This is a genomic window from Pelagerythrobacter aerophilus (assembly GCF_003581645.1).
Classification (GTDB): Bacteria; Pseudomonadota; Alphaproteobacteria; order Sphingomonadales; family Sphingomonadaceae; genus Pelagerythrobacter; species Pelagerythrobacter aerophilus.
The window spans coordinates 1-12182 of record NZ_QXFK01000002.1; the positions used below are offsets into that span (position 1 = coordinate 1).

Sequence of the window (12182 nt, forward strand, 5' to 3'; positions counted from 1 at the left end):
AAACCAGATGAGGTGGATGGCTCCCGCTCACGGCATCTAGGTGCCAAGGTGTGAAGACCGTCAGGTATTCACGAGCAAAATGGGAGCCACCCAGATGGATATTAGCACGATCGGTCTCGATTTGGCCAAGAACGTTTTCCAGGTTCACGGCGTAGATGCACAGGGCACGGCCGTTGTTCGCAAGGCATTGCGGCGCTCGCAGATGCTTCCCTTCTTCGAGAAGCTTCCGCCTTGCGTGGTTGGCATGGAGGCCTGCGGCACGTCGCATTACTGGGCTCGGGAGCTGATCAAGCTGGGCCATGAGGTTCGGCTGATGCCGCCGGCTTACGTCAAGCCCTACGTGAAGCGCGGCAAGACCGATGCTGCGGATGCGGAAGCAATCTGCGAGGCAGTGACGCGCCCCACGATGCGCTTTGTGCCGGTGAAGTCAGCGGAGCAGCAGGCGGCGCTGTCGATGCACCGCACGCGGGATCTGTTCGTCAAGCAGCGCACGCAGCTAATCAACATGATGCGAGGGCTTTTGGCCGAGTTCGGCATCGACATCCCCCAAGGCATCAATCGAGCTTTGGAGAAGGCACGTGCGATCGTCGACGGGGAAGCGCCTGACGTGCCGTCCGATGCTCTTCGCATCGTTGAGCGGCTGTCGCAGCAAGCCCTCGATGTCCACGCCCAGGTACGGGAGATCGAACGTGATCTGATCGGGTGGCAGCGCAAGAGCGACGTTGCCACCCGCCTCATGACGATCCCGGGCATTGGCCCGATCGGAGCGACGGCACTCGCAGCGTCGGTCAGTGATCCATCTCAGTTCCGCTCTGGCCGGCAGTTCGCGGCCTGGCTGGGGCTAACCCCGCTTCAGAAGTCCAGCGGCGGCAAAGAGCGGCTCGGCCGCATCTCGAAGATGGGCGACAGGTATCTTCGTAAGCTCCTGGTGGTCGGCATGACGGCAGTGGTGCGGAACGCGAAAAGAAAACCGGAGGCGGTCGATCCCAACGTTCTCGCCTTGCTGGCGCGCAAGCCCGCACGGGTGGTCACCGTGGCTTTGGCAAACAAAACAGCGAGAATCGTCTGGGCCATCATGACCCGCGGGGAAGTCTATCGTGAGCGCCACGTGCCTGCGTTGGCGGCGTAGAGGCAAAACGGAATAGCGGCGAAAGCCACTTCAGGAGTTGTGAGAGCAAAGCGAGATGATGGCGAACCGGTCAGACCGGGAACCGGGACAACCCAGCGAATGGCCGAGGCGATACAGCCTGTAAACCAGTTCGGGACCCAGTTCGCGGACACCATCAGGGCCAGCAGTCTACTTCATGGCTGCATCAACAGGCCGGACAGAAGTCTGCACCCGACCCAAGCGCCAGCACATCGCATTTGCCCTTGCAACGCGGGAGCCATCCACAGAAGCCATTGTCATCTGACCGCTCAAAATGAAGATGGGATCCGCTCGTAACATCAAGCTGGCTGCGGTCCCCTTCTAAGCGCAGGACCCCGCTAGCCCCTTCATGATCGAGCAGCCGGACCGGGTATCGCTCGAACTTTCGTTCGATCTCATCGAAAGTGTCCATCGTTCTTCGTGCTACCGTCCTATTCCGCGAGAGTGCCGATCTTCACGGTGTGGGCATGGCGATCATCTCAACATCCACTCTGGGCGAAAGCCGAAGTCAACCGTCAAGAGCTCGTGACGTCAGACTTCTCAGGGCCCGCCTCACACCAAGGGCAAGCATCTCCGCTTTCGGGCGAGCGTCCGGTGATCCGCTGTGACCGACATCAGGGCGCGAAGCTGCCCGACCGTTTCACGGTGACTTGGAACGATCACGCGAGCTGCGCAGCTACATGCCCGGACGCGGAAAAGCGTATAGGTACTGCTTATACGGTTTTCCGTATAACTTCCGTCGATGCCGCGATCCGGCGGCGCGATGGCCAGCATCGATCTGCTTGAGGCACCCCTTCCGATGCAGACCTATTACCCGTGCCTGCGCGGTCGGACTAAAACTCAGCCCGCGCGATCCGATGTCTCATAAAACATCGGGTTACGCATCCATTCCTCGATTTCTGATTCCAGCCAGGCGACGCAGCGGGCGCCGATCGTGATCTGCTTCGGAAACGTGCCTTCCTGGACTTTTCGGTAGAGTGTCGAACGACTGAGGCCCGTTTTGTCGAGAACGGCATTGAGGCGAAGAAACCGATGGGAAGTGTCGGACATGGCATGATCCTGTTTATGATGCTGGGACTCCGCAAACAGGATCGGGCTTACGCCTGGGGCGCAAGGAGGGTGGGTCCGAGCTGCCTCACATGGCACCTCCCATGCCGTCAAAACGTACCCGGAAAGTCCATGCGACGGGCGTCTCACGCTCTTCTCGTGCGTGACCGCGCTCTACTTGCGCGACCGCGCCACCGAGTCGGTGGGGTCGTCACCGCTCATGGGGCTGTGATCGACTGATGCGTCGGGCCGGCGCTTACCGCGCCGGCCAAGCGGACATCGCGCTTGCTCGCGCGATGGCGCTGGGGCCTGTCGGCCCCGAGCAGGCGGGGAGGGCGCTCGCTACCCTCTAGTCCCGCCGCGGCGTGCCGCAACCGGCTCCGCCGGTCCTCCACTTCGTTACGGCCCGTTGGGTGCAGCCCGCCTTCCTCGGCGGGACTGCCGGTCCGCTCCTAGCCGCCCACCCCGCCTTTTCCGGGGCCGGTTGCGGTGGAGAAGAGGAGTGGAAGGATGAAAGCCAAGACCAAAAGTTCGCGGCAAAGCCTCTATGCCGAGGTGACCGAGCGGGTGATCGCACAGCTGGAAGAGGGACGGCTGCCATGGGTGCAGCCTTGGAATGCCGCCGCTTGCGGATGCGCGATGCCGGAGAACGTGATTAGCGGACGGCGCTATTCGGGGATCAACGTGCTGATCCTGTGGGCAGCGGTGATCGAGGGCGGCTATGCCTCGCAGCGCTGGCTGACTTATCGGCAAGCACAAGCAGCAGGCGGCCATGTCCGCAAAGGGGAGCGGGGCACGGTCGTCTGCTACGCCGACCGGTTTACGCCCCGAGCCGAAGCTCAGCAAGCGCAGGACGAGGAGCGCGAGGCGAGGACCATCGCCTTCCTCAAGCGCTTTACCGTGTTCAACGTCGAGCAGTGCGAGGACTTGCCCGAGGAACTGACGCGTACCGTAGAGCCTCCTTTCGCCGAGGCTGATATCCTGCCGCAGGTCAAAGCGCTGATCGACGCCAGCGGAGCGGACCTGCGGATCGGCGGAGGCGAGGCCTACTATTCACCAGTCCAGGACTATGTCGCGGTACCGCCGGTGCAGGCGTTCCATGCACCGATCGACTGGCACCGCACTGCGCTGCATGAGCTCGGGCATTGGACCGGGCACACCAGCAGACTGAACCGCGATCAGGCCGGCCGGTTCGGCAGCAGTGCCTATGCCCGCGAGGAGCTTGTAGCGGAGATGGCGAGCGCCTTTGCCTGCGCGTCATTGTCGATCGAGCCGACGGTGCGGCACTGCGATTACATCGGCAGCTGGTTGGCCGTACTGCGTGAGGACGAGAAGGCGATCTTTCGTGCAGCCAGCGCTGCGAGCAAGGCCGCCGACTATCTGCTCGCCTTTGCCCCGGAGGCAGGATGATGCCCGAGGGAATGAGCCGAGAAGAAGGGATCGAACGGGTCAAGCGCGCGCTGCGGCGCATGCCTTATCGGCAGCGCGAGGTATATCTTGCCGTGCGGATCGATGATGCCGACTACCGCGACATCGCCAAGCGGCTGGGGATCACCACCAAGCAGGTCGAGCGCGAGTTTGCCGCTGCCATCCGGCAGGTCGGCCGCGCGCTTCGCGAGCGCCACCCTGAACCATGGTGGCGCTGGCCTCGCTGGATCGGCGACCATATCCGCGGGTGAGTTTCCGCAGCCTCGCCGGCCACGACCGGCGAGGCTGTGCGAAGCAGAATCCTGCCGCTAGGGTGAGGGAGCAATGAAGACCAGCCTCGACCATCTGCCTGAACAGCAGCAGCAGGAGCTCGCCCGCATCCGCGAGATCCTGCTCGAGGAGTTCGAGAAGGCGATCGCCCACGCCACCATGCCGCACAAGCGCAGCGGCAAGGTCTACAAGATCATCCTGTTCGGCTCCTATGCCCGCGACGATTGGGTCGACGAGCCGGAGAACGGCTATCAGTCCGACTTCGATCTCCTGATCGTGGTCAGCCATGAAGACCTCACCGACATCGCCGACTACTGGTATATCGCCGAGGACCGGATCGCGCGCGATCCGGCGATCGAGCGACCGGTCAATATCATCGTCCACTCGCTCGACGAGGTGAACCAGGCGCTGTCACGCGGCGAGTACTTCTGGGTCGATATCGCGCGCGATGGCTGCATCGTCTACGAACTGCCCTGCCATCCGCTGGCGACACCCAAGCCGCTGACACCGGCTGACGCGCACCGGATGGCGCAGGAGTACTTTGACCAGTGGCTGCATTCGGTTGACGTTTGGATCGAGCGCGCCAAGACCGCGACGCAGAAAGCTGACGATCCTGAGTGGCGAAAAGCGGCCGCGTTCGATCTGCATCAGTCTGCCGAACGGGCGTATATCTGCTTTCTGCTGGTGCGGACGCTCTACTTTCCGCGCTCGCATAACATCAAGTTCCTGCGCTCGCTCGCCGAGGACAAGGAGCCGCGACTGGTCGAGGCATGGCCGCGTGCGAGCAAGATCGATCGGCGACGGTTCGAGCGATTGAAGCGCGCCTATGTCGAAGCCCGCTACTCGGCGAGCTACTCGATCACCGCCGAGGATCTCGATGCGCTGTCCGTCCGCATCTCGCGGCTACGAGACCTTGTCGGCGAAGTGTGCCGCGAGCGACTGGCGAAGCTAAATGCGGAAGCATCAGCTTAGCTCTCAGCACCGCTGTCACGTCGGAGATATCCGCGTGCGCGGCAGATTGCTCCCGCTGTCTCGCCGCACCGCGCTCCCCGTCTCTTGAACCCATGACCTACGACCGGTCGAAGTCCTGCAAAACCATCGCCGGCGAGATTCTTCCCCGCCGCATAAATGCGGCTCCTCGCGGACCAAGAATCTCGCCCTCTCCGGTCCTTCGCTTGCGCTGCGGCCCTTCGGGTTCGCGTCCTTCTTGTCCCGGCCGTTTCGGTCGGCCCATCGACGGGGAACGGGTCCCGGTCGACAGATAAGGAGAAAGCATCATGCCTGCCATCGGATATGTCGCTGCCCAGGACAACGGCACCTTCAAAGGCCAACTGAAAACCATCAGCATCCGCGAGGACATCATCATCGCCGCCAACCCGCGCAAGACCAGCGACGTTCAGCCCGACTACCGGGTCTATGTCGGCGATGTCGAGATCGGCGCCGGTTGGAACCGTCGCTCCGAAGCAAGCGGCCGCGACTACGTGTCGCTCAGCTTTGCCGCCCCTGAGTTCGGGCCACGCCGGCTCTACGCCAATCTCGTGCGCGCCGCCGGTGAGAAGCGTGACGACCGGTTCGCCATCCTTTGGAATCCGGCGGATTGAGAAGGACGGCTCCCGCGGCGCTTTTGCGCCGCCGGAGCTTCGGACCGGTTGAATGCCCGGTGTATGAATTGGAACTGGAACAAGCTGGCGGCTTGTGGGCCGATTGCCGAAAGGCCGGTTTCGGGCGAGCCGGAAGGCAAAGCGGCCATTTGTTCAACATATGTAGGATTTAGCTCTCGACCTCAGCGACGCAGAGCAAAAATCCGTATCCAAGAGTAGGCAAATGCCGAGAATTTCATCGCTCGCTGGAAGTCTGTGGATGGAGCGCGCTGACCTTTGTTGCGAATACGTTCGCAGCCTCTAAAGCTGAAAGCATGAATAGTCTCGTTTATAACCTCTATTGCGATGAGAGCTGCCATATCGAGGGAGATAAGATCCCCGTCATGGTACTTGGTTGCGTCTGGTGCGAAATCGGCGAAACGCATCGGGTCAATGAGCAGATTCGCGCGATCAAGCGCAGACACGGTCTTGCGCCCAACTTCGAGACGAAATGGACGAAGGTTTCAACCGGGAAGGTCGATTTCTATGCGGATGTCATCGACTATTTTTTGAGCGACTCGAAGCTTCGTTTCCGCGGCGTACTGGTGCCGGACAAGGATAAACTCGATCACGAGAAATTCGGGCAGAACCACGACGACTGGTATTACAAGATGTATTTCACGATGCTGAAATACGTGATCTCGCCGTCACATGCGTACCGCATTTATCTCGACGTGAAGGACACCCGTGGCGGTCCGAAGACACGCGACCTGCATAATGTGCTCTGCAACAACATTTTCGACTTCAATCATAAGACGGTCGAGCGCGTCGAGCAGATCAGATCGCACGAGAGCGAAATCCTACAGCTTACGGATCTGCTGATCGGCGCGGTCGGCTACGCCAACCGCGGCTTGGCGACTAGCGCAGCAAAGCAGTCTCTCCTCGCACAGCTGCACGCTCGGCTCGGGCTGAAGGCATTGACGCAGACCGCGCCATTTTCCAACACGAAGTTTAACCTGCTGGTCTGGGCGGCTCAGGAGACCGCCGGATGAGTGTGCCGGCGCTGCTCCCGTTCGGGGGTGACTGGAAGGCGTATGAAGCTCAGCTCTACGCCATCTTCCTGGCGGAGATTGCGCAGGGTGGCCTGACCTTCCGAGGTGACCGGGTCTCCTGCCGTCGCCTGCCGGAAACCGAAGGTAAGTGGGCTGCGTTTTGGCATCTTATCCAGCAGGGAAAAGTTGAGAACGACCGTCTGCCTGACCTGCGTCGGTGGACCTCATCATCAACGGCGAGGTGGTCAAGAGCTGGAAGCCCAGCGGCACAGGTCCGGAGTGGACCTTTTCCACGCCAGTCGACGCGTCAGAGGGTAGCTGGATAGCGGTGCGCGCGGTTGGCCCCAAAAGCCCTCATCTGGGCGATGCCGGAGCGTTCGCGCAGACGAGCCCGATCTATATCGCCGGCGAACCCGTCATCAATGCCGAAGACGCGCGTTTCCTCGCTGATACGGCGCGCGCCCTGTGGACACGCACGGAACAGAGGGGTGGCTGGTCTACTGCCGAAGAGAAAGCTGCCTATAAGGACGGCATAGATCGCGCCATCGCTTATTATGAACGGGTAGCTCGACCGTGACCCCACAATCTCGCGCCCCTTGGCACCGCGGGAGCTTCGTTTCCATCAGCGCAATGGCTTGATTCCCGCCGGGTAATTTGGACTTGGAGCTTTCAGACAGCTTCTGGGCCGAGGCATAACGATCAGATCAAAACGTTATTCTGACCTCGAAGCGGGCTTTTGGTTCGCGGCGGGTCTGGGGTTCATGCGGTGCTGGCCGCGTTGCACGATAGGGCTGACGCCGTATGGTTGTCGCTCATCGCTCGCCAATCTTGCGTGACATCGGGCTCGAACGGTGATCGCCTGGGTTCTGGAGCCCTCGAAGGAGAGATATCAATCGATACCGATACGCCGATCGCACCCCCGCTCGTCGAACTGCCGATCCGGACTGCGCCCCGGGGCTTCTACGAAGGTTTCAGTCGCGAGGTAACGGTCCCGTCGAAAATCATCGTTTCGCTGCTGATCATGTGGGCGATCTTCTTTCCCGTCAGCGCCAACGAGACCCTGAGTGCCGCCAACTCGAGCATAATCGCGACGTTTTCGGGCTGGTACGTCTATCTCGTCGCCTTCCTGATGATGAGCTGCTTCGTGCTGGCGGTGATTCCGCAATCGGGCGGGCTGCGGATCGGCGCGCCGGGCGATACGCCCGAGTTCTCGCGCTTCTCGTGGTTCGCGATGCTGTTCGGGGCGGGAATCGGGATCGGAATGCTGACCTATTCCACCGGCGAGCCGCTCGCGCACTTCTCGAACAACCCGGAGATCATCCGTGGCGCCGTCGAAGCTCGATCAGCGGAGGCGGTTCGTTCCGCCTACGTATACACGTTTCTCCACTGGGGCTTCGCCGCCTGGGGCACCTATGCCCTGGTGGGGCTCGCCATCGGCTATGTCGCGTACCGGCGGAACCTGCCGCTGACCATTCGCTCGGCACTCGCACCATTGTTCGGGCGGATCATGACCGGACCCGCCGGCCATCTGGTCGATATCGTGGCAGTCGTGGCCACGATACTCGGTGTTGCCGTTACCATGGGGCTGGGGGTCGAACAGTTCGTCGCCGGGCTGGCGCGGCTCGGGTTGGGCGACTGGCTGCTGAATGCCGACGGCGCCTCCTCCGGCATGGCCGTGATCGTGGCGCTGCTGGTTCTCGTCGGCGCTTCGACCCTCAGCGCGCTGTCGGGCGTGGGGCGGGGCATCAAGTGGCTGTCGAACCTCAATCTCGCGCTGTCGTTCCTGCTGCTTGCGCTGTTCGCGATCGTCGGTTCGGGGCTGATGGCGCTCGAGATCCTCGGCATCGGCCTGGTCGACTACCTGCGCGCCATCGTGCCCAGCTCGTTGACGGTGTTCGAAGATACCGGCACCGCGATGAGTGCCGCGTTGGTCCAGTGGCAGCGGGACTGGTCGGTGTTCTACTGGGCGTGGTGGATCGCCTTTTCACCCTTCGTCGGCATGTTCATCGCGCGCATTTCACGCGGCCGGACGATCCGCGAATACGTCTTCGGCGTGATCCTCGTGCCGTCGCTCATGTGCTTCGTATGGATGGCGCTGGCCGGGGGCACCGCAATCGACCTTGAGTTGAGCGGCGCCGCAGGCGGATCGATCCTCGAAACCGGGATTTCGGACCAGCTCTATGCGACGCTCGCCGCGATGCTCGATCCGGGATTGATGGCGCTCGTCTCGGGGCTCGTGGTCATCCTGCTCATGACCTACCTCGTCACGTCGGCCGACAGCGCGATCCTGATCGTCAACACGATCAACGGTGCGGGCGACACCGAAGGAGAACACCGCCATCACATCGTGTTCTGGGGCGTGGCACTGGCCTTCGTGGTCGGCAGCATGCTCATTCTCGGCGGTATCGACGCCATCCGGATCACTATGATCATCGGCGCGCTGCCCTTCTCGCTGGTAGTCGCGCTGATGGCAGTCGCGATTCTCAAGGCCGTGGCGTTCGACCTGGTGCGCAAGCGCCACGGCGTTCCGACCACCGCCGAGGCTTGTGCGGAAGCGGAAAACGTCAAGTAACCGGCCGGCGCATGCCGGTGCGTTCATTTTCAAGACGCGCCGACCAAGTTGCGAGTCACTAGCTCCGCCCAAGACGCGAGGGCAGCGTTACGCGCACACCCGCAACTCATCCTACAGTAAACTACACTTAAACATTGTTAAATATTTAAGTGAACAACTCTTATATAATAACTATATATGAGTTTTATATAAAATGTGGACTCTGTGCAACACACCTCGTTGCTGTCCGAATTAAATCATCCGGTCCGGTGGAAGCAAGGCGGTTCGCTCGGTATACGCTGCCGGGCATGACGCTCTTTTTGCAGGCGCCGTGCATTGTTCGCTCCAAGCGCCGCTACTGACTGCGTTAAGGAGCACGAGTTCCAGAGTATACGAGGGGCAACTCGAAAAATGAGAAATTTCGTCACCGGTGTTTCTGCCGGCGCACTGGCCATTGCCATCGCATCTCCCGTCGCGGCGCAGGATGCGGCGCCAACCGCACGGCCACGCCAGGGCGGCGTCGCGACCATCGTCGTCACCGCCCAGAAACGCAGCGAAGATCTGCAGGACGTGCCGATTTCGGTGCAGGCCCTCAATTCCGAAGGGCTCGAGCAGTTGAACGTCGCGACGTTCGAGGATTATCTCGAGCAACTGCCGACGGTCTCGGCCGGCGGCGGTGGGCCGGGACAGAGCACGATCTACATTCGCGGCCTCGCATCGACCACGCCGAACCTGACCACGGCAGGCGTCGCCGGGCTGGCGCCGAACGTCTCGCTCTATTTGGACGAACAGCCACTCGGCCAGCCGGGCCGGAATCTCGACGTCTACGCCGCCGATCTCGAGCGGATCGAGGTGCTTTCCGGACCGCAGGGCACGCTGTTCGGCGCCAGCTCGCAGGCGGGCGTGGTGCGGCTGATCACCAACAAGCCCGATCTGGCGGGCTTCGATGCGGGCTTCTCGGCCGGCACGTCGTTTACCAAGGGCGGCGAAACCAGCTACAAGGCCGAAGCCATGGTCAACGTCCCGGTCACCGACCGGCTGGCGGTACGCGGAGTGGTCTATCTCGACGACCAGGGCGGCTATGTCGACAACGTGCCGGGCACCCGCACAGCGGCCGAGAGCGCCCGGTTCCGCCCGGCGGGAACGGTGCGGGACAATGGCGTTCCGGTGAGCGGTCAGCGCGCCGGCTTCCAGTCGACCGCCGACCTCTCCGATGTGGATTTCATCGCGGCCGACAATGCAGGCCTGGTCGAGGAAGACTTCAACGACACGCAGTATTCGGGCTTCCGTGCGACCGCGCTCTACGAATTCTCCCCCGACTGGCGGCTGACCGTGGCGCACACCCGCCAGAGCCTGGAATCGGACGGCGTGTTCTTTTCCGACCCGGAGCTCGAACTCGATGACCTCGAAATCCAGCGTTACGAGGACGACCGGCTGGAGGACGACTTCTCGAACACCAGTTGGACGGTCGAAGGGCGCCTGGCGATGCTCGATATCGTCTATACCGGTGCCTACACCGACCGCGAGACCGAGCAGAAGGTCGACTATTCCGACTACCTCTTCGTCGGGCAATACCTGCCGTATTACATCTGCGACGGTTCGGTCACCTATCCGGGAGCATCGGATCCCAGCGGCACGTGTCAGGCGCCCAACCTGTTCGTGAACTCGAACACCGACACCACCGTGTTCACGCAGGAAGTGCGGGTAAGCACGCCGCAGGAGGATCGCTTCCGCGTCACCGCGGGCGGGTTCTACTCGGATCTAAAGCTCAGGGAACGTAACGACTTCAACTATTTCGGCAGCGAGCTCGCCGAACCCTTCGGTGGATTCGCGCCCAACTTCCCGTTCCCCGGTGTTTACAACAGCGATCCCGGGCCGTTCCCGGCCGGAGTGATCTTCCGCAACGACGTGAAGCGCACCGACGAGCAGTTCGGGCTTTTCGGCGAGGCGAGCTTCGACCTGATCCCCGACCTGCTGACACTCACCGCCGGCGCACGCTACTACGACATCAAGGTCGATTTCGAAGGCACTGCCAACTCGTCGTTCTGCAATGCCGGAGCGGCCGAGGACGCGAACGCCTTCGGGACCAATATCTCTGACCTGTACGACGGCGACGGGCAATATACCTTCATCGGCAGTTGCGACCCGGCGCTGCGTCAAACGTTCGACCGGGGGGATACGCTGGCAGACATCCAGGCCGCCGGCTTGAGCCAGGCTCAGGCGCAGCAGGTGCTCAACGCGCTCGAGGCACCCGATGCGGCGCGGACGGAGGGCGTCATCTTCAAGGGCACGGCGACCTTTACGCCGACGCGCGATTTGCTGTTCTACGCGACGTATTCGGAAGGCTTCCGGCCGGGGCTGCTCAACCGTCCCGGCGGCGCACAGGGGCCGGGCGGCTTCGTGGTGCCGTTCGAGCTCGAGACCGACGAGGTCAAGAACTACGAGATCGGGTGGAAGATGGACCTCATCGACGGGCAGGTGCGCTTCAACGGCAGCGCGTTCTACGTCGACATCAGCAACTTGCAGACGACGATCTTCGATCCCAGCATCACCAACCTGTTCTTCTCGGACAATGCGGCCAACGCGGAGATCAAGGGGGTCGAGGCGGACTTCACCGTCGCGCCCTATTCGCTGCCCGGATTGACGGTCGCCGGCGCCGTCTCGATCCTCGACACCGAGATCACCGAAGTCCTGACCCCGACCGATGACGTGGTCGTCGGGTCGGACCTCGCCTACGCGCCGTCCTTCCAGGGCAACGCGCGGGTACGCTACGAATGGGATTTGAGCGATACCCTCGGCGCCTACGTCCAGCCGCAGGTGACCCACTCCGCGTCGAAGAAGACCGATATCGTGCAGATCAACGCGCTGACGCTCGACAGCTACACGGTGGTCAATTTCGCCGCCGGCATCACCACCGACCAGTGGAAGTTCGAGATATTCGGCGAAAACCTGTTCGATGAACGGGCACAGATTTCGGGCGACTTCTATTACGATCGGGCCCGGATCGTGACCAATCGCCCTCTGACGGTTGGCTTGCGCGTGTCCTACGACCTCTGATCGCTGGCTCGACGGCGACGGGCGAAGGCGATCCCAGGGGTATGCTTCCG

At 62.0% G+C, this 12182-nt stretch carries 10 protein-coding genes; 9 read left to right on the forward strand and 1 reads right to left on the reverse strand.

Translation table 11 applies throughout. The annotated features are described in order from the left end of the window. Positions 1-94: 94 nt before the first annotated feature. Positions 95-1129, forward strand: coding sequence for an IS110 family RNA-guided transposase (locus tag D2V04_RS00185; RefSeq protein ID WP_119511379.1), 1035 nt, complete (start codon positions 95-97; stop codon positions 1127-1129). An 858-nt stretch (positions 1130-1987) separates the two neighbouring features. Here D2V04_RS00185 and D2V04_RS00190 read toward each other — a convergent pair. After that, on the reverse strand, positions 1988-2197 hold the full coding sequence (locus D2V04_RS00190) for a helix-turn-helix transcriptional regulator (RefSeq protein WP_119511380.1): 210 nt from the start codon (positions 2195-2197) through the stop codon (positions 1988-1990). Positions 2198-2704: 507 nt separating this feature from the next. On the opposite strand from D2V04_RS00190, the gene D2V04_RS00195 reads away from it, so the two are divergent. The 8 genes from D2V04_RS00195 to D2V04_RS00230 all read left to right on the forward strand — a co-directional run bounded on the left by D2V04_RS00195 (position 2705) and on the right by D2V04_RS00230 (position 12132). Beyond that, entirely contained in the window at positions 2705-3604 is a 900-nt protein-coding gene (locus D2V04_RS00195; protein ID WP_119511381.1) for an ArdC family protein, read from the forward strand. 11 nt (positions 3605-3615) lie between these two features. Continuing rightward, positions 3616-3873 carry an RNA polymerase sigma factor gene (locus D2V04_RS00200; RefSeq protein ID WP_182849596.1) on the forward strand — a complete coding sequence of 86 codons (258 nt, stop codon included), beginning with the start codon at positions 3616-3618 and terminating at the stop codon, positions 3871-3873. A 73-nt stretch (positions 3874-3946) separates the two neighbouring features. Next, positions 3947-4864 carry a HEPN domain-containing protein gene (locus D2V04_RS00205; protein ID WP_119511383.1) on the forward strand — a complete coding sequence of 306 codons (918 nt, stop codon included), beginning with the start codon at positions 3947-3949 and terminating at the stop codon, positions 4862-4864. Positions 4865-5169: 305 nt separating this feature from the next. Further along, on the forward strand, positions 5170-5493 hold the full coding sequence (locus D2V04_RS00210; RefSeq protein WP_119511384.1) for a DUF736 domain-containing protein: 324 nt from the start codon (positions 5170-5172) through the stop codon (positions 5491-5493). A gap of 314 nt (positions 5494-5807) precedes the next feature. Then, positions 5808-6524 carry a DUF3800 domain-containing protein gene (locus D2V04_RS00215; RefSeq protein ID WP_119511385.1) on the forward strand — a complete coding sequence of 239 codons (717 nt, stop codon included), beginning with the start codon at positions 5808-5810 and terminating at the stop codon, positions 6522-6524. 217 nt (positions 6525-6741) lie between these two features. Continuing rightward, on the forward strand, positions 6742-7101 hold the full coding sequence (locus tag D2V04_RS00220) for a hypothetical protein (protein ID WP_119511386.1): 360 nt from the start codon (positions 6742-6744) through the stop codon (positions 7099-7101). A 255-nt stretch (positions 7102-7356) separates the two neighbouring features. Next, positions 7357-9096 (forward strand): BCCT family transporter, encoded by a 1740-nt coding sequence (locus D2V04_RS00225; protein WP_228766170.1) that lies wholly within the window; start codon positions 7357-7359, stop codon positions 9094-9096. 390 nt (positions 9097-9486) lie between these two features. Beyond that, complete coding sequence (locus D2V04_RS00230; protein WP_119511387.1) at positions 9487-12132, forward strand: TonB-dependent receptor; 2646 nt, start codon at positions 9487-9489, stop codon at positions 12130-12132. Positions 12133-12182 lie beyond the last annotated feature (50 nt).

What these genes read in the sequence shown, in the direction of transcription:
- D2V04_RS00185 (WP_119511379.1), top strand. Translation starts at nt 95, where the DNA reads ATGGATATTAGCACGATCGGTCTCGATTTGGCCAAGAACGTTTTCCAG.
- D2V04_RS00190 (WP_119511380.1), bottom strand. Translation starts at nt 2,197, where the DNA reads ATGTCCGACACTTCCCATCGGTTTCTTCGCCTCAATGCCGTTCTCGAC.
- D2V04_RS00195 (WP_119511381.1), top strand. Translation starts at nt 2,705, where the DNA reads ATGAAAGCCAAGACCAAAAGTTCGCGGCAAAGCCTCTATGCCGAGGTG.
- D2V04_RS00200 (WP_182849596.1), top strand. Translation starts at nt 3,616, where the DNA reads ATGAGCCGAGAAGAAGGGATCGAACGGGTCAAGCGCGCGCTGCGGCGC.
- D2V04_RS00205 (WP_119511383.1), top strand. Translation starts at nt 3,947, where the DNA reads ATGAAGACCAGCCTCGACCATCTGCCTGAACAGCAGCAGCAGGAGCTC.
- D2V04_RS00210 (WP_119511384.1), top strand. Translation starts at nt 5,170, where the DNA reads ATGCCTGCCATCGGATATGTCGCTGCCCAGGACAACGGCACCTTCAAA.
- D2V04_RS00215 (WP_119511385.1), top strand. Translation starts at nt 5,808, where the DNA reads ATGAATAGTCTCGTTTATAACCTCTATTGCGATGAGAGCTGCCATATC.
- D2V04_RS00230 (WP_119511387.1), top strand. Translation starts at nt 9,487, where the DNA reads ATGAGAAATTTCGTCACCGGTGTTTCTGCCGGCGCACTGGCCATTGCC.